This is a genomic window from Kribbella ginsengisoli (assembly GCF_039537185.1).
Taxonomy (GTDB): Bacteria; Actinomycetota; Actinomycetes; order Propionibacteriales; family Kribbellaceae; genus Kribbella; species Kribbella koreensis.
Genome location: NZ_BAABAA010000011.1, coordinates 60,998 through 81,926, shown reverse-complemented (window position 1 = coordinate 81,926; position 20,929 = coordinate 60,998). Strand labels below are relative to the sequence as shown.

At 68.8% G+C, this 20,929-nt stretch carries 22 protein-coding genes; 10 read left to right on the top strand and 12 right to left on the bottom strand.

The window, feature by feature from the left end:
• The first annotated feature begins 13 nt into the window (after positions 1-13).
• Both ABD768_RS31850 and ABD768_RS31845 read left to right on the top strand, forming a co-directional pair.
• A complete protein-coding gene (locus ABD768_RS31850) occupies positions 14-691 on the top strand; it encodes a response regulator transcription factor (RefSeq protein WP_343965330.1) in 678 nt (225 codons plus the stop codon).
• The gene (locus ABD768_RS31845; protein WP_344846776.1) at positions 691-1,371 is read left to right on the top strand and encodes a phosphatase PAP2 family protein; all 681 of its coding nucleotides are present in this window, start codon (positions 691-693) and stop codon (positions 1,369-1,371) included. The genes ABD768_RS31850 and ABD768_RS31845 overlap by 1 nt, the downstream gene beginning before the upstream one ends.
• Here ABD768_RS31845 and ABD768_RS31840 read toward each other — a convergent pair.
• The 4 genes from ABD768_RS31840 to efeU are packed head-to-tail and all read right to left on the bottom strand — an operon-like array spanning position 1,349 to position 4,838.
• Positions 1,349-2,728 carry a sensor histidine kinase gene (locus tag ABD768_RS31840; RefSeq protein ID WP_344846774.1) on the bottom strand — a complete coding sequence of 460 codons (1,380 nt, stop codon included), beginning with the start codon at positions 2,726-2,728 and terminating at the stop codon, positions 1,349-1,351. The genes ABD768_RS31845 and ABD768_RS31840 overlap by 23 nt on opposite strands.
• A complete protein-coding gene (locus tag ABD768_RS31835; RefSeq protein WP_344846772.1) occupies positions 2,728-3,615 on the bottom strand; it encodes a M56 family metallopeptidase in 888 nt (295 codons plus the stop codon). The genes ABD768_RS31840 and ABD768_RS31835 overlap by 1 nt, the downstream gene beginning before the upstream one ends.
• Positions 3,612-3,989 carry a BlaI/MecI/CopY family transcriptional regulator gene (locus ABD768_RS31830; protein WP_344846770.1) on the bottom strand — a complete coding sequence of 126 codons (378 nt, stop codon included), beginning with the start codon at positions 3,987-3,989 and terminating at the stop codon, positions 3,612-3,614. The genes ABD768_RS31835 and ABD768_RS31830 overlap by 4 nt, the downstream gene beginning before the upstream one ends.
• A 9-nt stretch (positions 3,990-3,998) precedes the next feature.
• A complete protein-coding gene (gene efeU / locus ABD768_RS31825) occupies positions 3,999-4,838 on the bottom strand; it encodes an iron uptake transporter permease EfeU (protein ID WP_344846768.1) in 840 nt (279 codons plus the stop codon).
• A gap of 158 nt (positions 4,839-4,996) precedes the next feature.
• On the opposite strand from efeU, the gene ABD768_RS31820 reads away from it, so the two are divergent.
• From ABD768_RS31820 to ABD768_RS31810, 3 genes are read left to right on the top strand one after another with little or no spacing between them, the layout of a single operon-like run.
• Positions 4,997-5,650, top strand: a complete 654-nt coding sequence (locus tag ABD768_RS31820; RefSeq protein WP_344846766.1) for a response regulator transcription factor — start codon at positions 4,997-4,999, stop codon at positions 5,648-5,650.
• Positions 5,641-6,888 carry an ATP-binding protein gene (locus ABD768_RS31815; RefSeq protein WP_344846764.1) on the top strand — a complete coding sequence of 416 codons (1,248 nt, stop codon included), beginning with the start codon at positions 5,641-5,643 and terminating at the stop codon, positions 6,886-6,888. The genes ABD768_RS31820 and ABD768_RS31815 overlap by 10 nt, the downstream gene beginning before the upstream one ends.
• Before the next feature lie 48 nt (positions 6,889-6,936).
• On the top strand, positions 6,937-8,190 hold the full coding sequence (locus ABD768_RS31810) for a COG4705 family protein (RefSeq protein WP_344846762.1): 1,254 nt from the start codon (positions 6,937-6,939) through the stop codon (positions 8,188-8,190).
• 77 nt (positions 8,191-8,267) lie between these two features.
• Here ABD768_RS31810 and ABD768_RS31805 read toward each other — a convergent pair whose 3' ends face one another.
• The 5 genes from ABD768_RS31805 to ABD768_RS31785 all read right to left on the bottom strand — a co-directional run bounded on the left by ABD768_RS31805 (position 8,268) and on the right by ABD768_RS31785 (position 15,153).
• The gene (locus ABD768_RS31805) at positions 8,268-10,946 is read right to left on the bottom strand and encodes a bifunctional YncE family protein/alkaline phosphatase family protein (protein ID WP_344846760.1); all 2,679 of its coding nucleotides are present in this window, start codon (positions 10,944-10,946) and stop codon (positions 8,268-8,270) included.
• 90 nt (positions 10,947-11,036) lie between these two features.
• On the bottom strand, positions 11,037-12,413 hold the full coding sequence (locus ABD768_RS31800) for an ABC transporter permease (protein WP_344846758.1): 1,377 nt from the start codon (positions 12,411-12,413) through the stop codon (positions 11,037-11,039).
• Positions 12,413-13,363: an ABC transporter ATP-binding protein gene (locus ABD768_RS31795; protein WP_344846756.1), complete on the bottom strand. Its 951-nt coding sequence runs from the start codon at positions 13,361-13,363 to the stop codon at positions 12,413-12,415. Before ABD768_RS31795 ends, ABD768_RS31800 begins: the two co-directional genes overlap by 1 nt.
• A 121-nt stretch (positions 13,364-13,484) precedes the next feature.
• The gene (locus ABD768_RS31790) at positions 13,485-14,303 is read right to left on the bottom strand and encodes an NADPH-dependent oxidoreductase (RefSeq protein ID WP_344846754.1); all 819 of its coding nucleotides are present in this window, start codon (positions 14,301-14,303) and stop codon (positions 13,485-13,487) included.
• Positions 14,304-14,517: 214 nt separating this feature from the next.
• The gene (locus ABD768_RS31785; RefSeq protein WP_344846752.1) at positions 14,518-15,153 is read right to left on the bottom strand and encodes a DJ-1/PfpI family protein; all 636 of its coding nucleotides are present in this window, start codon (positions 15,151-15,153) and stop codon (positions 14,518-14,520) included.
• A 63-nt stretch (positions 15,154-15,216) separates the two neighbouring features.
• Between ABD768_RS31785 and ABD768_RS31780 the strand changes: the two genes are divergently transcribed.
• Entirely contained in the window at positions 15,217-16,554 is a 1,338-nt protein-coding gene (locus ABD768_RS31780) for an aminotransferase-like domain-containing protein (RefSeq protein WP_344846750.1), read from the top strand.
• On the opposite strand, the gene ABD768_RS31775 is transcribed toward ABD768_RS31780, so the two are convergent.
• Both ABD768_RS31775 and ABD768_RS31770 read right to left on the bottom strand, forming a co-directional pair.
• Positions 16,551-17,375: a M55 family metallopeptidase gene (locus ABD768_RS31775; RefSeq protein WP_344846748.1), complete on the bottom strand. Its 825-nt coding sequence runs from the start codon at positions 17,373-17,375 to the stop codon at positions 16,551-16,553. The genes ABD768_RS31780 and ABD768_RS31775 overlap by 4 nt on opposite strands.
• A gap of 249 nt (positions 17,376-17,624) precedes the next feature.
• Positions 17,625-17,753 (bottom strand): hypothetical protein, encoded by a 129-nt coding sequence (locus ABD768_RS31770; RefSeq protein WP_343965352.1) that lies wholly within the window; start codon positions 17,751-17,753, stop codon positions 17,625-17,627.
• 221 nt (positions 17,754-17,974) lie between these two features.
• On the opposite strand from ABD768_RS31770, the gene ABD768_RS31765 reads away from it, so the two are divergent.
• Entirely contained in the window at positions 17,975-18,166 is a 192-nt protein-coding gene (locus ABD768_RS31765; RefSeq protein WP_343965354.1) for a hypothetical protein, read from the top strand.
• Here ABD768_RS31765 and ABD768_RS31760 read toward each other — a convergent pair.
• Entirely contained in the window at positions 18,163-19,233 is a 1,071-nt protein-coding gene (locus ABD768_RS31760) for a zeta toxin family protein (RefSeq protein WP_344846746.1), read from the bottom strand. The two genes, ABD768_RS31765 and ABD768_RS31760, sit on opposite strands and share 4 nt — an antisense overlap.
• A 106-nt stretch (positions 19,234-19,339) precedes the next feature.
• Here ABD768_RS31760 and ABD768_RS31755 point away from each other — a divergent pair, with 106 nt between their 5' ends.
• The 3 genes from ABD768_RS31755 to ABD768_RS31745 all read left to right on the top strand — a co-directional run bounded on the left by ABD768_RS31755 (position 19,340) and on the right by ABD768_RS31745 (position 20,900).
• The gene (locus ABD768_RS31755; RefSeq protein WP_344846744.1) at positions 19,340-19,828 is read left to right on the top strand and encodes a SigE family RNA polymerase sigma factor; all 489 of its coding nucleotides are present in this window, start codon (positions 19,340-19,342) and stop codon (positions 19,826-19,828) included.
• On the top strand, positions 19,825-20,403 hold the full coding sequence (locus tag ABD768_RS31750; protein ID WP_344846742.1) for a hypothetical protein: 579 nt from the start codon (positions 19,825-19,827) through the stop codon (positions 20,401-20,403). The genes ABD768_RS31755 and ABD768_RS31750 overlap by 4 nt, the downstream gene beginning before the upstream one ends.
• Before the next feature lie 80 nt (positions 20,404-20,483).
• On the top strand, positions 20,484-20,900 hold the full coding sequence (locus tag ABD768_RS31745; protein WP_344846740.1) for a hypothetical protein: 417 nt from the start codon (positions 20,484-20,486) through the stop codon (positions 20,898-20,900).
• Positions 20,901-20,929: the final 29 nt, after the last annotated feature.

Sequence of the window (20,929 nt, the reverse complement as noted above, 5' to 3'; positions counted from 1 at the left end):
ACAGACTGGCGGTATGCGGGTGCTGATGGTGGAGGACGAGGAGCGGCTGGCCGAGACGGTTCGGCGGGGGCTCAGCGACGCCGGGTTCGTGGTCGAGGTGGTGCACAACGGCGAGGACGGGTTGTGGGCCGCGAGCGAGCACAACTACGACGTGATCGTGCTCGACATCATGTTGCCCCGGGTGAACGGCTACAAGGTGCTCGAACAGCTCCGCGAGCGTGGCGTCTGGACGCCGGTGCTGATGCTGACCGCGAAGGACGGCGAGTACGACCAGACCGACGCCTTCGATCTCGGCGCCGACGACTACCTGACCAAACCGTTCAGCTTCCTGGTACTGGTCGCCCGGCTGCGGGCCCTGATCCGGCGGGGCGGCCCTGAACGCCCTGTCGTTCTGGTGGCCGGCGACCTCACGCTCGACCCGGCCCGCCGTCGGGTCGAGCGCGCCGGCCGCGAAGTCACCCTCACCCCGCGCGAGTACGGCCTGCTCGAGTTCCTGATGCGGCACCGCGGCGACACCGTCAGCAAGGGCGAGATCCTCGAGAGCGTCTGGGACCCAGCCTTCGACGGCGACCCCAACGTCGTCGAGGTCTACATCCGCTACCTCCGCCTCAAACTCGACGCCCCCTTCGGCCGCCGGGCGATCGAGACGGTCCGCGGCATGGGCTACCGCCTCGACCCGGACGGTGGCTGATGGCAACCATCATGGCGGACACCAGACCAAGCACCCGCCGGTACGCCGTACCGGTGGCGAGCGCCACGATCGCGGTGGCCGGCGCCATCGCAGTGATCGGCCTGGCCGACGCGGCGACCGAATCGGACGGCCTCGCCGCGCTCGACCCCGGGTTCACCGCCGACGTCGTCTCCGACCGGACCCCGGCGCTGACCGTCCTGGCCCGCTCCCTCACCTTCGTCGGCGACGTGCCGGTCCTGGTGACGCTGATGCTGATCGCGGCCTTTCTCCTGTGGAGATGGACCCGCGGCCTGCGGGCGCCCGCCCTGCTGCTGTTCGCCATGGCCGGATCGGCCGCGCTGACCGCCGGCTTGAAAGCGCTCGTCGAACGCAAGCGCCCAGGCGTCACCTTCGTCCTCGGCCCGGTCGACACCGGCTTCGCCTTCCCCTCCGGCCATACCCTCAACTCGACGGTCTTCTTCGTCACGCTGGCCGCGTTGCTGTGGGTCGGCCTGCGCTCGTACGGCGCAAAGGCGGCCCTCGTAATCGCCGCAGGGCTGATGAGCATCGGCATCGGGCTGAGCCGCGTCTATCTCGGGTACCACTGGGCCACGGACGTCCTCGCAGGCTGGACGGTCGCCGTCACGTGGCTCGCACTCGTCTCGCTGCTGGCCTACTTCACCCGGCCACGGGAAGCCTGACGACGAACCGGGCACCACCCAGCGGCGACTCAGTCACCTCGACCGTGCCGCCGTGGCCCCGTACGACTTCCCGGACGATCGCCAGCCCGAGTCCCGACCCACCGCTGCCCCGGGCCCGGCTCGCGTCCAGCCGGACGAAGCGCTCGAACACCCGCGACCGCTCCTCCGGCGGGATGCCGTCGCCGTCGTCCTCGACGGTCACGGTCGCGGTACCGGCCTCTTCGGAGAGGGTGAATCGCACCTTGCCGTGAGCCGCCTGGACCGCGTTGTCGGCGAGATTGCGCAGTACCTGACTGAGCTTGGCCGCGTCGCCGCTGACTCGCACCGGCGGTACCACCGCTTCCACCGCAACGCCGTTGGCGGCCCGCAAACGGCGCAACTCGATGCCTACCAGGTCGTCCAGATCGACATCGGTCCGCTGGATCCGCAGGCCCGTATCGTCGGCCTTCGCGAGCAGCAACAGGTCCTCGACCAGCCGCCGCATCCGCTCGGTCTCCGCCTGCATCACCTGGTGCAACTCCCGCGCCGACTGACCGGTCTCGTCCGCCTCGACCACGTCCAGCGCCGCCATCAGACTCGCGATCGGCGACCGCAGCTCATGACTGGCGTCCGCGACGAACCGCCGCTGCGTCTCCTGCCCCGACTGCAACCGATCGAGCATCTCGTTCATCGTCACCGCCAGCCGGGCGATCTCATCGCCCGCCGCCGGCACCGGCACCCGATCGGCCAGCTGCCCGACCCCGATCCCGTGCACCCGCGCCCGGATCCGCTCCACCGGCCGCAGCGCCCGGCCGACCAGCATCCAGGTCGCGACCCCGACGAGCACCAGCAGCAACGGGAACCCGATCAACAGGTACGTCGTCACGGTCGTCACCGTGTCGCGCTGCGTCTCCACCGACGACGCGACCACCACCGTGTACCGGACGCCCTGAAACTCGGTGCCGCGGGCAACGATCAGGTACGGGCTGTCGTCGTCGAGCAACGGCATCCGCCCGACCTCGTCCTCGACCGCCTGATCGACCGGCGGCCGGGACTGCGTCAACGGCTCGGCGGCGGCCTTCGGCGAAGAACTCGCCACCACCTTGCCCTGCGCGTTCACCACCTGGATCAGCTGGGTCACCCGCGTGTTCTCGATCAGCTCCTTGGCCAGCCCGGCCTCACCTTCCTCCGAGACCTGGCCCGCGACGTCAAAGGCCCGCGACTGGGCCTGGTCCACCACACTCGTGATCAGCGTGCGCTGCAGCAACAACAGAAGCACCGCGGCGCCGATCGCCAGCGCAGCGGCGACGACGAGCAGCGCGGCCGCGGTCGAACGCGCCCGGACGCCGGACCGGCGGACGAGCGCCGGTGCCCACATCAGCTGACCAGTCCCAGCCAGGAGCCGGCGACCGCGACGAACTCGGCGACCGCCAGCCCGGTGGCGAGCACCTGCGCCATTGCCAAGGCCACGATGCCGGCGAGGCTCCCCCACCGTTTCGGGCCCTTCGGCTCGGTCATCGCGGCGACCCTGTCGACCGCCCGCGAGCCGTGCAGACCCATCACGGGCAGCGCGTTCCGTCCACGGGCGGCCAGCGACGCCTTCGCCACGGTCCTCGCGACCAACTGACGGTCACCGGTCCTGGCAGCCGCGTCCTCATCGGCCCATCGTTCGACCAGAAACGCCACCAGCGCAGGCACTCTGGCAAGCAGCGGGTTCATCGCCGCCGCGCTACCGGTGATCGCGACGAGACGGTGGTGGTGGCGGAGCAGGTGCGACCGTTCATGAGCCAGCATCACCCCACGCTCCCGATCGTCCAGGAGCCGCAGCATCCCCGAAGTCACGAGTACATGTCCTGGCCGGCCGGGGACAGCTACCGCGAATGGCTCGCTCACATCCGCGACCGCGATGCCGGCTCGAGAGACGCCCATCGCTCTCAAGTCGCGCCTCAGCCATGTACGGCGGACCAGGTCGGCAACGACCCGGATGCCGCCCGCCAGCAGTGCGAGTGCAGCGAACGCGGCCAGCCAGCCTGGTACCGGCCTTGGCAGCTCGGAGCGGTGGTCGAAGGCCGACAGCGGTGGCAGATCGTCGAAGAGCGTCAAGGACAGCATCGTCAGGCTGGCGGCGTAGGCCACGGCGGAGATCGCGGCGCCCGCAGTGGCGGTACGTGCGGCCAGGTCGGGCGGCAACCAGCGGGCCATTCTCGTCGTCACCAGCGGGACCACCAGGCTGAGCAGCAACGGGAGATAGACGAAGAACCTCATGAGTTGTCCTCGGAGCGCGCCGACAGCCAACGCTGCAGGGTCTCCGCCTCGTCGTCGTCCAGGCCGGCGGCGAACTCCCGCAGTACCAGTGCCCGGTTCTGTACTCCGCTCAGCGTCGTGCGCAGCTGGTCGGCGATCGAGGCGGCCTCGTTCTTGGTCGGCCAGTAGACGTGGGCACGGCCGCGGGTGGCGCGCTGGACAAGGCTCTTGGCTGTCAGTCGGGCGAGGATCGTCTGCACGGTGTTGTAGGCGAGCTCGTCGCCGAGTTTCGCGTGCACCTCGGCGGTGGTCAACGGCAGCTCTGCCGACCACAGCGCGGCCATCACCTGGCCCTCGAGCTCACCAGCGCCGCGCCGTCCACCTCGATCCGTCACACCTGCAGCCTAGCCAGCCGACCGCGGGGCCGGGCTGACCGACTGGCGAGACTGCAGCGGGCGGAAGTACAGGACCAGCACCGGCGCCAGGTACAGGAGCCAGACGCACGCCTCGACCACAGTGGGCGACGGATTGAAGTTGAAGATGCCTTTCAGCAGTACGCCGTACCAGCTGGCCGGCGGGATCACGTGGGAGATGTCGAAGGCCAGTGTGCGCAGGCCGGGCAGGATGCCGGCCTCCTGCAGATCGTGGAAACCGTAGGCGAGGATGCCGGCGGCAACGACGACGAGCAGCGCGCCGGTCCAGCGGAAGAACTTGCCCAGGTTGACCTTGACCGCGCCCCGGTAGATCGCGATCCCGCCGGCGACGGAGGCGAGCAGGCCGAGCAGGACGCCGGCGAACGGTCCCCCGGTGGTGGCAGTGGCCGCCGAGGCGTAGACGATGAAGGCGGTCTCGATCCCTTCCCGGAACACCGCCAGGAAGGCCAGCAGGACGACCGCGCCCGGTCCGACCTCGAGTGCCTGGCCGAGTCGCTCGCGCAGCTCGCCGGCGATACTGCGGGACGCCTTGCGCATCCAGAAGATCATCCAGGTGACGAAGCCGACCGAGATGATCGACATCACGCCGCCGATCGTCTCCTTGGCCGTGAACGACCGGGCGGTCAGCGAGGTGATGAACTGCAGCACCGCCCAGCCCAGCACCGCCGCGCCGACGGCCGCGGCCACCCCGATCCACACCTGCCGCAGGCGCTCGCGATGGCCGGCCTTCACCAGGAAGGTGGCCAGGATGCTGACCACGAGGGACGCCTCGAGCCCCTCCCGCAGACCGATCAGAAAATTGGCAAGCATGGCGGCACTCCCCACTCGACGACGCAAGATCCCACCTGAGCCAGCCAAGGCTAACCTAAGATATCCCCAACTCCTACATCGTGTAGGTGTCGTTCTCGCCGTGGCGCCTTGACACCGTTCTCAGGTGTCGCTCAGCCGGCGGTGCGTACGGTCCCGGTGTGGCTCGGATCGGAGTGTGCGAGGACGATCGCGCGCTACGTGGTCTGCTGCGGCGGGCACTGGTCGCCGACGGGCATTCGGTCGTCACCGCGGCGACCGCGGCCGAGTTCCTCGGCCGGCTGGATCCGGCTCCTCAACTGGTGATTCTCGATGTCGGGCTGCCGGACGCGGACGGGCGGGACGTGTGTCTGGCATTGCGGGCGCGCGGCGTCGACGCGCCGGTGCTGCTGCTGACGGCGCTGGGCGGGATGCACCACAAGGTCAGAGGGTTCGAGGCCGGCGCCGACGACTACCTCACCAAGCCTTTCGACCTGCCGGAACTGCTGGTCCGGATCCGCGCGCTGCTGCGCCGCGTCACGGTCCCGACGACCGTCGACGAGGTCGCGCTCGACCCGACCAGCCACCAGGTACGCCGGGGCGCGGCAGGCGAGGCCCTGACGCCGACCGAGTTCCGGCTGCTCGGACGGCTGATCTCGGTCCCCGGCGAGGTCGTCCGACGGCACTCGCTGGTCGCCGCCGGCTGGCCGCACGGCGCCTCGGTGAGCGAGAACACCCTGGACTCGTACCTGCGGCGGCTCCGGGTGAAGCTCGACCGGCTGGGGATCGCCGACCGGGTGGCGACCGTCCGCGGCGTGGGCTATCGATGGGACTGACCGGCTTCCGCGGCCGGATCGTCTCGCTGGCCGTGCTGACCGCGACCCTGGTCGTCGCCGTCTTCGTGGTGCTCAGCCACGTCCTGCTTACCCGGTCGGCCGACGCCGACACCAGGACTCTGGCCCGCACCCGGGTCGAGGCCGTCGCCGGCACCGTCCAGGTGCACAACGGGAAGGTACGGCTGGTCGAGGGCACCGGCGACGCCTTCGACACGGTCGCCTGGGTCTACGAGGACGGCCGGCTCATCGACGGGGCCGAGCATCCCACCGATGCCGTCAGCCTGCTCGGCGCGGCCGGCCGTCACGAGTTCCGGGTCACCGGCCGGTACCTCCTGTACGCCGAACCGCTCCCGGTGCAGGGCCATCGGGTCACCGTCGTCGTCACCGTCGACCTCGCGCCGTACGAGCACTCCGAACAACGCAGCCTGATGATGTCGCTCGCCCTCGGCGCTCTCGCCGTCGCGCTGGCGGGATTCATCGCGCACCTCGGCGTCAACCGTGCCTTGCGCGTCGTTCAGCGGATGTCGGCCCTCGCCGACGAATGGGGTGACCACGACCCGGCCAGGCGCTTCGGCCTGGAGTCGCGCGACGAGTTCGGCGAGCTGGCGAGGACCTTCGACCGGCTCCTCGACCGGGTCTCGGAGACGATCGCGGACGAGCGCCGGCTGACCGACGAGATCGCCCACGAACTGCGCACCCCGATCGCCGTACTCCGCGGCGAGGCCCAGTTCGCCGAGCTCTCCAGCACCCGGATCGAGCCGCAGCTCGTCCGCACCGAGGCGGACCGCCTCGACACCGCCGTGAGCACGATCCTCGACGCCGCTCGCTCTCGTAACCGCCAAGCCCAGACCTGCCGGCTCACGGTGGCCCTGCGAGGCGCCACCCAGCGCCACGACGTGTACCTCGGCAGCGCTCCAGAGGTCGACGTGGCGGTGCCGGCCGATGTCGTCGTCTCCGTGCTGACTCCTCTGCTGGACAACGCCGTACGGCACGCCCGGACGGCCGCCTCCGTGCAGGTGGAGACCTGCGGCGAGCACGTCCTCGTCCATGTGCTGGACGACGGGCCGGGTTTCCGTCCGGACGATCTCGAGCGCGTCTTCGAGCCCGGGCACAGTACCGCGGACGGTCACGGCCTCGGCCTGGCGGTGGTACGCCGGATCGCGAACGCGACGGGTCTCGGCGTGCGAGCGGTCGCCGACGGCCGCGGCCATGTCGAAGTACGGTTCCCGGCGGCCTGACGATCGCAGTCAGGTTGTCTGCAGGTGATCCGCGCAAGGGTGGCCGGCATGACTACCAATACCGCAACCCGTTCAGCAGTACCGCGGGCACTGCTGAACAAGGTGCCCGAGGTAACCATCTGGTTCTGGCTGATCAAGATCCTCTGTACGACGGTCGGTGAGAGCTTCGCCGACTGGATCAACCTGCAGCTCGGCGTCGGGCTCGTCGCGACCGCGGTCATCTTCACCGTGGTCTTCGCGATCGTCCTCGGCTGGCAACTGAGCACGAGGCAGTACAAGCCGGCCGCGTACTGGCTCACCGTCGTGGTGGTCAGCGTCACCGGCACCCTCTACACCGACATCCTCACCGACCAACTCGGCGTACCGCTCTGGCTCAGCTCCTCGGTCTTCGCCGTCGCCCTGGCCGCCGTCTTCGGCACCTGGTGGGCCCGCGAACGCACCCTCTCCATCCACAGCATCATCACCCTCCCCCGCGAGGCCTTCTACTGGCTCGCCGTCCTCGTCACCTTCGCCCTCGGCACCGCGACCGGCGACTGGACCCTGGAACTCACCGGCTGGAGCCCCGGCACCTCGGTCCTGCTCCCCCTGGCCCTCATCGCCATCGTCACCGCTTGCTGGCGCCTCGGCGCCAACCCAGTTCTGGCCTTCTGGCTCATCTACGTCCTCACCCGCCCCCTGGGCGCCAACCTCGGCGACTGGCTGGCCGCTCCGAAGATCCCCGACCAGGGCCTCGGCCTCGGCACGCTCGTCACCAGCCTCATCTTCCTCAGCGCGATCCTCGCGACCGTCGTCTACCTGACCTTCACCAAGAGCGACGTCATCGAGGGCCACCGCGCCGCCCGTACGCCGAAGTACCACCGCCCGGCCCGCGAACTCCCCCTGATCGCCGTCATGGCCGTGGCGACCATCGCGGCCGGCTCGCTGCTCAGCTGGGCCTCCGCCCAGCCCCACACCAACGCCGCCGCGGAGAAGGAAGGCCCCAACCCCGCGGCGAACGCCAACCTCACCCCCGCCCAGTCGACAGCCAACTTCCCCAAGGAGGACGTCGCCCAGTTCCGCGCCCTGGTCGCCGGCATGGACACCGCGCTGACCAAGAACGACCAGTCCGCCCTCAACACGGCCGTCGACAGCTACGAGAAGGCCTGGGACGACGACCAGCCCAAGCTCGAGAAGCTGGACAAGAAGGCCTGGGGTTTCATCGACGGCCAGAACGACGCCGTCTTCACCTCGGTCCGCGAGACCAAGAACCCCGACGCCGAGAAGCAAGCCGTCCGAACCCTCCTCAAAACCCTCGGCGGCTGAGGCGAGCCGGCCACGACCACCGGACAAAGGCGAAGAGCCCCTGCCGGAGCAGGGGCCCTTCGTTCGTGCGGGGTGGATCAGCCGTCGTTCTCGGTGGCTGGGATTGCTGCGCCCGGGACGTTCTCCGGGGCGTAGAGCTGGTCTTCACCGGGGTACGGCTTGGACCATTCGTGCGCCTGGTACCAGTCGAAGTGGTTCATCTGGGCAGGGTTGGCGAAGTCGGCCCGAGCCTCCGGACCGGCCAGCTTCTGCTGCGACTTCCAGGTGTCCCACTTGGCCGCGAGTTCCTGCTTGTCGGCCGGAACCGCCGCCTTGGGTGCGGGCGCCACGGCCGGGTTCTGCGCCGCGGGAACGTCCGCGCCACACGACGGCAGGTTGGCGGCGCTGAGGCCCGCGGTCAGCGAGGTGCGGTTGGGCAGGTAGGTGAACGGGGTGAAGTCGGGCGTCGTGGTGAAGGCCGCCGTCATCGGGCTCGCCGCGCTGTCCTTCTGGTTCATCGGGTGGATGCCGAGCATCTGCTCGATCGTCCGGATCATCGTGATCTGCGTGTAGTACCGGTTGTCGACGACGCCGCGCTGGGCGTACGGGCTGATGATCTGGATCGGCGCCCGGTGCCCGTCGACGTGGTCGAGACCCGCCTGCGAGTCGTCCTCGACCACGAAGATGGCCGAGTCCTTCCAGTACTTGCTGTGCGAGATGGTGTCGACCATCTTGCCGACCGCGAGGTCGTTGTCCGCGACCTGGGCGGCTCCGTTCGGCGGGCCACCGGTGTGGTCGCTCGACAGCCAGAACATGTTCAGATTCGCGGGACCATTCTTCTCGAAGTCCTGCTTCCAGATCTCGTTGCGGTAGATGTCCGGCACCGAGGTGTCGAACTTCGGGAAGCCGGGCACCGACACGTCGTTGAGCGACGGGATCGGCGACGAGGAGATCAGCGGGTACGCCGTCTTGGCACCGGTCGACGCCATGTTCTTCGTGTCGCAGTACAGGTTCTGCCAGCTCGCGCCGGCCGGCTTGGTGAGGAACTGCTGGAACTCACCGAAGTTGCGCACGGTCTTGCCGGCCGCCTGCGCACCGGTCCAGATGAACCCGGTCCGCTGGTGCCCGAGAGCGTCGTCCTCGGTGTCGTAGCTGCGCAGGTACTCACCGGCCGAGGATTCGGTGTACTCCGGGTTGTCGGCCTGCATCAGCCAGTTGTGACCCTCGGCGGAGTTCGTGCCGATGTCGTAGGTGTTGTCGTACAGCCCGAACTGCTTGGCCAGCGCGTGCTGGTTCGGCGTCACATTCTCGCCGTACTGCGCGAGCGCGGGATCGCCGTTGCCCTCCGGGATGTCGCCGTACACCTGGTCGTAGGTCCGGTTCTCCTTGACGATCAGGAAGACGTGCTTGATCGTCGACGGTTCGCCGAGCCGGTTCGGGACCGGTACCGGCTTCTTGTTGCCCTCGCCGACGCGGACCGAACTCTTCGTCCAGGCGTTCTGCTCGAAGACCGCGTCCGTGCCGTTGCGGATCTCGCGGTCACCCGGCAGCTTGAACCGCTGCAGGCTCGAGGTCGTGTCGTGCGTACCGTGGCCGGCAGCCGTCGTCGGGCGGAGGGCGTCGATACCGCGAGTGTTGGAGACCAGCACCTCGTCGCCGACGGTCGTGATCTCCGCCGGGAAGTAGTCCGTCGGAAGCAGGCCGATGTAGCTGACCGGCTCCTGCGCGGACGTGTACTTGTAGACGGCGACCGCGTTGGCGCGGCCCAGTGTCACCAGCAGGTGACCGTCGTCGGTCAACGTCACCGCGTCGGGCTCGTAGCCCACGGACGCCTCGGGCCACGGCTGGGTGGCGATCGTCTGGACGACCTTGTCCTTGGCCGTGTCGATGACCGAGACGTCGTTGGTCGCGGTGTTGGTGACGAAGAGTGCGCCGTCCTTGGCGTACAGCGCGGTCGGGTGGAGGCCCACGTCGATGCTCGCTGGTGGCGCGCCCGGCGCGTTGAGATTGATGACGCTGACCGTGCCGCTGGTGGTGGCCGCGGTCACCTGCGATGCCAGTACCTGGGTGCCGTACGAGTTGATCGTCGGTTCACCCGGCAACGCGGGACGTCCACCCTCGTTGCTGACGTACAGCTTGTCGCCGACCTTGACCAGGTCGCGCGGCGCGTTGCCGACGGCCCAGCTCTGGGTGATGGCTCCGGTCGCCGCGTTGATCGCGACCACCCGGTTCTGGCCGTTCACCGCGGCGTACACGGTCGATCCGTCGGCCGAGAACACCGGCTCGGCGGCCAGCGCGTGCTTCGCGCCGTCCGCGGGGATCGAGACGAACGTCGGGTTGGCGAGGCTGCCGTCCGGGTTCACCGTGAACTTGCGGTACCCGTCGGTCTGCCCCAGCCAGAGCTGCGAACCGTCGGGCGAGTACGTCGGGCCTTCCTGGCCGATGTCGTTGCCGGGGATGCGCAGGTTCGCCGCGGCGTTGTTGCCGATCAGCTGCTGCACCTTCCACGTCGACAGGTCGACGATGGCCAGCGCCATTCCGCCGTCCGTGATCGAGGCCGCGACGTGCTTGCCGTCGGGGCTGACCTCGGACGACATGATCTTGCCGTTGTTGATGACCAGGCGCTCGCCGATCGGGTTGATGTACTGGTCGCTGGAGACGACCTGACCCTTCTCGGTGACCTGGCCGACCTGTTCCGTTCCGAACATGTCCGTCTTGGCGACGGCGACGCCGGTACCGGCGGCCACGACGGCGACAGCGGTGGTACCCGCTGTCACCCGTGAGATCCGTCGGCCGACTTGCCGAGCGGCGAGGCCGGGGCCTCGCTGCTCGCGCCTTCGGCGGGTTACTTGCATGGAGCTTCCCTTCTAGCGGGTGGTGAGCAGTTCGACATTGGCGTCGAACTGCCAGAGTGGGTTCGGCTGGTCACCGGCGGGCGTCCGCACCAGGAAGTAGCCGTTGACTTCCTTCGGTCCGTCGCCGTCAGCGACGTAGCGCCCGTTCGGGGTGAGGTCGAGCTGGTAGATGGCCGAGCCGGCGGCCTCGATGCCGGGCAGATGCCAGGTCACCACGCAGCGCCAGTCGTTGCCTGGTCCTTCGGCATCGAGCTGCCCGCCGCCCTTGGTGCAGGCTGCCGTCGTCTTCAGCTGCTCTTCGGTGACGTCGGCGCGGTTCAGCTGCTTGGCCTGGATGCGGTACAGATGCGCGAAGGCGGTGGCGACCGACTGCTGCACCTTGTCCTGGGTGATGCCCGATCCGGTCGCGCCCGTCGCCGGCGCGATCGCGCCGGTGGTGATCCCGAGCAAAGCGGCCAACGGCAGGACCCCGAGCCAGATCGCTCGGCGTGAGGAGCCGTCATCGGTGAGGTTGGTGAAGTCGCGTCTGAGGAACAGCAGGTAGGCCAGGGCTGTCGCGACCACGGCCCACACCAGGCTGACGACGATGCCGATCAGCAGTGGACCGACCTGCGTCGGGCTGGTGAACAGGCCGTTCCAAGCGATGAACGCGTACCCGGGCAAGGCGAGCCGGAAGGCGACCGGGATCGGCAGCATCTGCGCGAGCTGCATCACCAGGGCGACGATCGCCGGTACCAGCAGGCCCATCGGCGACCGGCCGAGGGCGATCGATCCGAGCAGCCCGATGGCGGCGAGTGCCAGGGTCGGGGCGAGCACGCAGACCCAAGCGAGCAGGACTTTGCCGGCCGCATCCGACGAGGACAGCAGGTGTCCGTCGAGGCCGATCAGCGGTTGGTTGCCCACCGCAACGAGTCCACCGGCCGAGCTGCCGACGACGAGGCCGGCCACCAGGATCAGGATGACGGTGAGGCTGGCCAGCGCCTTGCTGACGAAGATCCGGCGGGGTGACCGGACGGCGACGAGCAGATGCCGCCAGGTGCCGAGCCGGTCCTCGGAGGCGAACACGTCGCCGGCGATCATCGAGGTCAACAGGGGCAAGGCCCAGGTACCGGCGAAGCCGAGCGTGACGAGCGGACCGGCCCAGGCGGTCGCGTGCATCCAGCGGCCGAACAACGTGTCGACCGGAAGCGAGCCCTGCTGGCTCACCGCGGCGACGAAGACGGCGGGGGCGATCCAGCACGCGATCACCAGCAAGCGCACGCGCCATTGCGAAACGAGCTTCACCAGTTCGAAGCGATAGCCACGAGCCACGGACACGCGACCTGCGGCCGGTGCTGCGGTTGGTGCCGGGGCTTGTTCCGGGGCGACGTCGGCGACGGTCGCGGTCATCAGTTCTCCTGCTGCTCGGTCGCGGCCTGGTCGGTCAGGGCCAGGAAGGCTGCTTCAAGGGGTGACACCACGGGAGCGAGTTCGCGGATCGCGATCCCCGCCTGGACGAGCCGGACGACCAGCCCGTCGAGAGCCGGTACCTCCGCCCGCACCACGAACCACGCCTGCTCCACTCCTCCGGCGGCGTCGGCGGTACGGATGCCGGCCGTCTCGCCTGCCACCTTCCGAGCGGCCTCCGGGTCGGAGGTGAGCAGCCGGTACTCCAACTCGCCGTTCTCAGCGGCCAGCTTGCTCAGCGGCCCGGAGAAGACGACACGTCCGGTCGACAGGATGGTGACCTCGGAGCACAGCGTCTCGAGATCGTCCATGCGATGGCTCGACATGACGACCGCGGTCCCCTCGGACGCGAGCCGGGTCAGTACGCCGTGCACGTGCCGCTTGCCCGCCGGGTCGAGGCCGTTGGACGGCTCGTCGAGCACCAGCAGCCGCGGCTTGCTGAGCAGCGCGGCGGCCAGGCCGAGTCGCTGCCGCATACCGAGCGAGAAGCCACGGACGCGGTCGTCCGCAACGTCGGTCAGCCCGACGTCGGCGAGCGCCTCGTCGATGCCGGCCGTGCGAGCGTTGCGGCCCTGGAGCTCGGCCAGCGCGGCGAGGTTCTTCCGGGCGGTGAGGGACGGGTACAGGCCGGGGCCGTCGACGAAACCGGTGACTCCGGCGGGGGCGGCGAGCGCCCGGCCTACCGGCGTACCGAGGATCTGGAGACTTCCCTTGTCGGCGACGGCCAGTCCCAGCAGCAGGCCGAGGAGCGTCGTCTTGCCGGCGCCGTTCGGGCCGGCCAAGCCGTGGATCTGGCCCTGCTCGACCTCCAGTTCGATGCCGTCGAGAGCGACGACCTCACCGAAATACTTCTCGATTCCCCGGGCGCGGACAGCAGGGGACGACTTCTTCATCAAGCGGACTCCGTGGCGGCGGAACAATGTGACGGACTACCTGACCACGTTGTCACCAACTTCCGGTGACGTCACTACCCCCGAAGGTGAACAGTTGTTGACCCCAGCGTGGAGCCGCCGGTCAGCGGAGTTCGAAGCCCTGGGTCCGGAGGGCGCCGCGGAGGTGTTCGCGGCCCTTGAGGCCGGCCACGCTGCCGAAGCGGTGGGCCACCCGTTTCACCCAGCTGCCCGGGAGGCCGGCGGTCGCGTAGAAGGCGTTGAGCAGTTCCTCGTACGCCTCGACATGGGCGAGCTGCGGCTCCAACGCGTACTGCTCGTGATGCAGCACCGCCTGCTGCGGCAGCCGCGGCTTCACCGCCGCCTCGTTTCCCAGCTCCGGGTGACCAACCGTGAGCCCGAAGACCGGGAACACATTCGGCGGCAGCCCCAGCTCCTCGGCGACCTCGAGCGGCCGGTTGCGGATCGCACCGACGAACACCGTCCCCAGCCCCAGCGACTCCGCCGCCAGCGAAGCATTCTGAGCCGCGAGCGCAACGTCGATGAACGACAGCAACGCCGCCTCGACGAAGTCGGCCCCTTCCGCGGTCGCCGAGCCGATCTCGGTGGTCACCTGCCGAGCCCGGGCCAGATCCGCCAGCCAGACGAGCAGCAACGGCGCATCCACAATGAACTGCTGATCCCCCGCCAACTCCGCGAGCCGCGCCCGCCGCCCGTCATCCCGAACCGCGACCACACTCCACAACTGCAGATTCCCCGACGTAGGCGCCGACTGCGCGGCCGCCACCAGCGCCGCCAACGTCTCGTCGCCGACCGCCTCCGCCCGATACCCCCGTACCGACCGATGAGCCAGCTGCTGCTCGAGCACCGCACTCCACTCCCCCGGCACCTCGAACCCCGCCCCGTACCGCAGCCGATAGGACTCCTCCGCAGTTGTACTCATGCCCTCGATTCTCGCCGAAGTCCACTACCCCACTGCACTTCGTCCGCCATCCGATCCAGCAGGCGCTACCTCGACCCCTGGCGTTTGCCCGACGCTGGAGGGATCCTCAATCGCATCAGGGCTAGGGGGAAAGCATGAAACGCTGGTTGGCATCCTCGCTCGGCGCCGTCGTACCGCTGAGTGCGGCCGCCAAGCAGTCCAAGGCCAGAGCTGATCACCCCAGAGCAAGGCCCTGCTGCAGCACGTGGTGTTCGAGGTATGGAGTCACGTTCGCCAGCGCACGCTCGACGTACTCGTCCTTCTCGCCGACCGGGGCGACGTAGTGCATGGCGGTCCTGGCGGCTTCGAGGGTGTGGAGGCGGGCGATGGTCCAGGTGGCTAGGTAGGTGGAGGCTAGGCAGCCGCCAGCTGTGGCCACGTTGCCTCGGGCGTAGAAGGGTTGGTTGAGGAATTCGACGCCGGCGGCGATCACCCAGGGCTTGGTGGTGAGGTCGGTGCAGGCTGGTACGTCGGCCAGGTGGCCGAGTTTGGCCAGGACCAGGGCGCCGGAGCATTGGGCTGCCAAGAGTTGGCGATTGGGGTTCAGGCGGCTGAGGGTGGTCATGATGGCGGGGTTCTCGACCACCTCGCGGGTCTTGCTGCCGCTGCCGATGATGACGGCGTCGGCGGTGCAGGCCTCGTCGAGGTCGATCATGGCGTCGATGGTGACGCCGTTCATCGAGCGGAGGCGCGGCGCCGGGCCGGCGATCGACACCCGCCAGCCGGGTTCGCTGACCCGGTTGAGGATGCCGAGGGCGATCAGGGAGTCGAGTTCGTTGTAGCCGTCGAAGGTCAGGATCGCGATGTGCATGAGGTCGACGGTAGGAGCCTCGATCCATGACGATCCAGAAATTGTCCTGCATACAATGCGGGGGTGAGAGTCCCGAAGTACAAGGGCGTCGTCGATGCGCTGGCGGCGCAGATCCGCGACGGCAGGTGGCCGGCCGGGCATCGCCTACCCACTCACCGCCGGCTGGCGGCAGACGAGGGCATTGCGGTGGTGACGGCTTCTCGCGTGTACGCCGAACTGGAGGCGATGGGCCTGGTCAGCTCCGAGCAGGGCCGGGGCACGTTCGTACGGGATCTCGCGGCCGCCACAGGCGACGATGTCGATCAGCGCGAGGTCGCCGTCGACGCCATCGACCTAAGCTTCAACTACCCCGCCATCCCCGGGCAGGCCGACCTCTTGCGCCAAGCCCTCAGGGATCTCGCCACCGCAGGCGATCTCGAAGCGTTGCTGCGCTATCAGCCCCATCGCGGGCGGGTACAGGATCGAGCCGCGGTTGCCCACCATCTGCGGCGGCGGGGACTCGACGTCGGCCGCGAGCGCGCGCTGATCGTCAACGGCGCTCAGCACGGTCTGACAGTGGCGGCGATGGCGTTGTTCCAGCCGGGCGATGTGGTCGCGGTCGATGCGCTGACCTACCCCGGGTTCATCGTGCTCGCCCGCACGTTGGGGCTGGAGCTCGCGCCTTTGCCGGTGACCGGAGATGGGCCCGACCTCGACGCGCTCGAACAATTGTGCCGGCGACGCCGCGTCCGGGCCGTCTATGCGATGCCGACCATGCACAACCCGCTCGGCTGCGTGCTCGACGCTTCCCAGCGCGCTCAGCTGGTCGCCATCGCCTCCCGGTACGACGTCACGATCATCGAAGACGCCTCCTACGCCTACCTCGCCGACGACTCGCCACCGCCGCTGGCGACACTCGCGCCCGACCTCACGGTCTACGTCTCAGGGCTGTCGAAGAGCATCGCGCCCGGTCTGCGGATCGGCTTCGTCATCGCTCCCACGGCGCTCGTACCGGCGCTCGAACGCGCCATCCGGGCGACCACCTGGCACACGCCCGCCATCACAGCGGCGATCGCCACCCGCTGGCTGACCGACGGTACGGTCGAACGCCTCGAGACCCAGAAGCGCGACGACGCCCGCCTCCGCCAATCCATCGCGGCCGACGTACTGGCCGGGTTGCCACTGGTACGTCATCCGTCCTCGTACTTCGTATGGCTCCCACTCCCCCAAGACGCCCGCCCCGACCGGATCGCCGCGGCCCTGGCCGGCCAGCGCATCGCTGTCTCCACCGCCGAGCCCTTCGCCACGACTCCGACGGTGCCGCACGCCCTCCGGCTGGCACTCGGCTCGGTCGGCATCCCCGAACTGCGCGCCGCGCTTCCCGTAGTACGGACCGAGATCGACAACGACCCCTATCGCTAGTCGGTGATCCCTCGCGTCAAGAGCACCAAGGCAATGAAGCTCCGGAACAGCTCCAGCGGATCATCGTTGCTGATAGCAACGACCCGCTCGCCGCGCCGCCCGACGTTCCGCAACGCGCAGACCAGCTCCGCGAAGGCTTGGTGGTGGAACCGGACCGTCAACTCGGCAGGCCGCGTGATACTGGGCAAACCGAAGCCGGACAGTCGATCCAGCGCACGCTCCGCGCCATCCCGGATCAGCTCGCGCGCCACCTCGGGATGCACGGACAGCGCCGCACTGTGCGAGACCGACTCCTTGACGACCACCGACTCGATCCCCGGACAGAACGCCTGTGCCTCGTCGATCGTCACCTGATCACCCGAGATCAGGACCACCGGCACCCCGTGCGCCAGTGCCACCAACGCGTTGATCCCGGCCTCGCCGGTGACCTCACCGTTCAGCCGCACCTCGGCGATCGCCCGCGGGTTGTACGTGTGATGCAGCACGGACGACGTGGCTCCCGCGGACCCGTGATACGAGACGAAGAACGCCGCATCGAAGGAATCGTCGAGCCCTTGCATCATGTACAGCGGCTTGTGCCGGCCGGACAAGTAGCTCGCCTGCCCCAGCAACCCGTCCGGCCGCAGATTCTGCATCGTCGAGTGCGAGTCGTTGACCAGGAACTCCGTCGCCCCCGCCGCCATCGCACCTTCGATCGCAGCATTCACCTCAGCCTGCAACTGCCCGCGGTAGTACTCGTACTCCTGCCCCGGCCCGCGACACTGACTCCAGTCGACGACGCCGGCCGTCCCCTCCATGTCAGTAGACAAGAACACCTTCACGCCCGTCTCCCCTTGCCGTAGCCGACCGCCATCATCGCGCACTGCGCCGGGTCGGCTCCTGCAGGTCGGCCAATGGCAAGTTCGCGTACCGCTGGCGCCAAGCATCACGCCACCGGCACAAAAACCCGCCACCCAACCACCGTTCCTCGCCGGGGACGGACGAACGGATCAGGCCGCGGGCCCCCGAACGCGCACGCCCTTAGGTTAGGCTCACCTAAGGATCTACGTCGGGGTCCCGGGCCTAACGGGTCAGAGCGTGTGCAGTTTGTCGAACGGGGAGAGGACCCGCAGCAGCTTGCCGCCGCCCAGGTCGACCACCACCGCGTGGGTGCCCTCGACGGCACTGATCGTGCCCATGCCCTCTTTGTCGTGAGACACCCGGTCACCTTCTTCGAAGGTCTTGATCGGGGCGGGCACCCGGGGCTTGAAAGGACTCGTGGACAGGTGACGACGCGTCGTCGCGCGGGAAGGCTCCATCAGGTCTCCAGTATGCGCCCATGACGCAATCTGCGCATGTTGCCTCCAGGCGACTGAACTCTTGTCCGGCCTCTCCCAGCGGCAATAGCATCCACCGTCACTACCGCCGAAGGGATGCCGCGATGGCGTGGGGTAAGGGAAAGCAGAAGGCGCAGGATCCGGAGCAGGGTGGCTGGCAGTCCGGCCGCAAGGCCAAGAAGGCCGCCGGTTCCGGTGGGGGCCTGGTCGGCGACAAGGTCGTCGATCCGAGGGGTCGCGTGGTCAAGGACTTCTCGGGCCGCCAGCGCCGGCAGGGCAACGAGCACGGGGTCTAAGGAGCCGCTATTCCTGCGGTGGCGATCTGTAGTGTCACCGCGTCCGGGTGCAGGAGAGGTCTCGCCAGAGCAGTGACTGCTCTGGCGGCCTCGACGGTCCGTTGACGGATCTCCGCGACAGGCGCTGAGCGGCCGCGGTCCTCGAATGTCGCGACCGCTTCGAGGAAGAGGCGTGACTCGAGGACGGTCCAGGGGCGATTGCGTTCTGCGGCGATCGCTTCCGCGCCGGCGGGTTGTCGGTGCCAGCGGCCGTCGGCGGTTCGCTGGTTGGCGTAGAGGAGGTCGCCGTTCGGCCGCAGTACGGCGACCACGTCGGCGAGTTGTGCGCGATCGAGTGCATCGGCTGCTCGGAGTACGGGTTGTTCATCACCGGCTAGGCGTCCGCAGCCGTAGGCCTCCAGCGCACGGAGGTAGCGATCCTGTACGCCGAATCGGCTGACCGCATCTGCCACCGCGACGATCGCGACCTCCACCTGATAGCCGGCGGCCTTGAACTCACGAGCCGCCTGCTCGAAATCAGCCGGCGCCTCGAGTACGACATCGAAGCGCCGGGCGCTGACGTAACGGGTGGCGCCGGCCGTCCGGCGATCGGGGTCGATCACGACCGGACGGCCGCGACGGTTCAGGACCTCCCGGGCGAGCGCGGTGATCGACGCCTTGCCGTCACCGGGTTCACCGACCACGATCACGACGATCGGCCGAGCCTGCGGCGTACCGATCAACTCGCTCTCGTCATCGGACAGCGGACCCCTCACGGCAGACCTCGGCGCCAGGTCTGGTGGGTCTTCATCGGGTTCGGCCAGTAGGTCTTCGCCGTCGGAGTAGATGGCGGCGACCTCGTCCACATTCAAGGGCGTCAGCTCGCGCCGCCTGACAGCCCACGTCTGCCGGGCCTCGCGCCAATCGGCGAGCGCCGCGCGGTCCGGCGTACCGGCTGCTTCTTCGCGCGCGATCAGCTCGGTGTACCACCCGATCACCTGAGCGGCGCCTTCCAGTGCGACCTCGTACCGCACTGCTTCCTCACCCGACCAACTCGCCGAGCCCAACTCGGCCAGCACGTTCAGCACCCGGGCGACGATAGCGGCGTTCAGACTTCCTGGACATGGCGAAGCAGCGTTTTGTGGTACCCACGGCATTTGAAGAGGAAAGGCCCCGGAACCCAGGAGACAAACGGTGGAGTTCGACGAGTACGTCGCCGCCCGCGGGCAGCAACTGGTGCGCTTGGGCCTCGTCCTGTCCTCCGACCACCACCGCGCCGAAGACCTCGCGCAGACCGCGCTGATGAACGCCTACCGGCACTGGCGACGCGTCCGCGCGATGGACGACCCCCATGCCTACGTCCGCCGCATCCTCGTCAACGCCTACCTGGCGACCACCCGCCGCAGCTCCTCCCACGAAACATCGTCGGAACTGGACGACGTACAGCATCAGGAACCCGACCCATCACTGGCGCTGGTCGAGCATGACGCGATGTGGCAGATGCTCGCGACGCTGCCGACGCGGGAGCGGACCGTCGTCATCCTCCGGTACTACGAAGACCTCGACTACGCCGCCATCGCGACCCTGCTCGGGATCAAGGACTCCACCGCCCGGGCGAGCGTGAGCAAAGCACTCGCCTCCCTCAGAGCAGCGCACGACCCGGCTGAAGGACACAACCGATGAACCAGACAGAGCTCGAGCAGGAGCTTCGCGCGACGCTGGCCGAGGCGGGCGATCAGGCCCACGTCATCCACGACCTCGGTCTCAGAGCAGTACGACCGGTACGCCGCCGCCGTACCTGGCTCGCCTCCGGCGTCGCCGCCGCGCTCGTGGCTGCTGCCGCGGTCGTCTTCGCAGTCAACGCCTCCGACGTCGGCAAGAGCGAAGTGGCGAGCAGCCCGCCGTCCAGCAGGCCGGTCGCCATCCCGACCTCGTCCTGGAAACCGGGCGACGGCGAACTGCAAGCTCTGCAGACCGGAGTACTGCGCGTCACTCCCGAGGGTTGCCCGTACCTCATCCCGGCGGACTCCCGGGCGAGCTCGAAGGACCGCACCCCACTCGTCTGGCCGGCCGGCTACACCGCCCGCTACGCCGCCGACGGCAAACTGGAGATCGTCGCTCCGAACGGCGCCGTCGTCGTCCGCGAGGGCGGCGAACTGTCCGTGGGCGGCGGTCTCATTCCCACCTCCAGCAAGCTCTGTACCTTCGGCGAATCCGACGCCTTCGTGATCATGGAAGACCTCACCAAGCCACGCTGAGGTGTGACGAGTGGCGTCACGGTGTTCCGGTGGTTGTCACGCCTAGGGGGTGACAACCAACCACCAGCAGGGAGAACACCATGTCGACTACGACGATGCAGCCGGATGTCACGACGGCTGTGGCCAAGCTGATCCGGTTCCTGGAGACCGGCGAAGTACCGGACGGGCTCTTCACCCCCGATGTGTTCACTGATCTGTCGCTGCCGCAGTGGCGGGTGCAGGCGAACACCATCGACGACGCGCTCGCGATCCGCCTCGAAGGGCATCCCAGTCCGGGCAAGGTGCACGTGACCCGGGTAGACCCGACCGATCGCGGGTTCACGATCGAGTTCGAGGAGCGCTGGGAGCAGGACGGCCAGCGCTGGTACTGCCGGGAGATGCTCCGGGCCGACGTGGTCGGCGCCGCCATCTCGGACCTGTCCATCTACTGCACCGGCGACTGGGACGAGGCCAAGCAGCGGGAGCACGCGGCCGCGGTACAGCTGATCCGTCCCTGAAATCCGCCGCCGGGGCTGCCCGGAAACCT

Coding starts and splice junctions, on each gene's coding strand:
- ABD768_RS31815 (WP_344846764.1), top strand. CDS start 5,641: ATGGGACTGACCGGCTTCCGCGGCCGGATCGTCTCGCTGGCCGTGCTG.
- ABD768_RS31765 (WP_343965354.1), top strand. CDS start 17,975: ATGGCGTGGGGTAAGGGAAAGCAGAAGGCGCAGGATCCGGAGCAGGGT.
- ABD768_RS31795 (WP_344846756.1), bottom strand. CDS start 13,363: ATGAAGAAGTCGTCCCCTGCTGTCCGCGCCCGGGGAATCGAGAAGTAT.
- ABD768_RS31810 (WP_344846762.1), top strand. CDS start 6,937: ATGACTACCAATACCGCAACCCGTTCAGCAGTACCGCGGGCACTGCTG.
- ABD768_RS31845 (WP_344846776.1), top strand. CDS start 691: ATGGCAACCATCATGGCGGACACCAGACCAAGCACCCGCCGGTACGCC.
- ABD768_RS31800 (WP_344846758.1), bottom strand. CDS start 12,413: ATGACCGCGACCGTCGCCGACGTCGCCCCGGAACAAGCCCCGGCACCA.
- ABD768_RS31835 (WP_344846772.1), bottom strand. CDS start 3,615: ATGAGGTTCTTCGTCTATCTCCCGTTGCTGCTCAGCCTGGTGGTCCCG.
- efeU (WP_344846768.1), bottom strand. CDS start 4,838: ATGCTTGCCAATTTTCTGATCGGTCTGCGGGAGGGGCTCGAGGCGTCC.
- ABD768_RS31745 (WP_344846740.1), top strand. CDS start 20,484: ATGTCGACTACGACGATGCAGCCGGATGTCACGACGGCTGTGGCCAAG.
- ABD768_RS31785 (WP_344846752.1), bottom strand. CDS start 15,153: ATGCACATCGCGATCCTGACCTTCGACGGCTACAACGAACTCGACTCC.
- ABD768_RS31790 (WP_344846754.1), bottom strand. CDS start 14,303: ATGAGTACAACTGCGGAGGAGTCCTATCGGCTGCGGTACGGGGCGGGG.
- ABD768_RS31750 (WP_344846742.1), top strand. CDS start 19,825: ATGAACCAGACAGAGCTCGAGCAGGAGCTTCGCGCGACGCTGGCCGAG.
- ABD768_RS31840 (WP_344846774.1), bottom strand. CDS start 2,728: ATGTGGGCACCGGCGCTCGTCCGCCGGTCCGGCGTCCGGGCGCGTTCG.
- ABD768_RS31850 (WP_343965330.1), top strand. CDS start 14: ATGCGGGTGCTGATGGTGGAGGACGAGGAGCGGCTGGCCGAGACGGTT.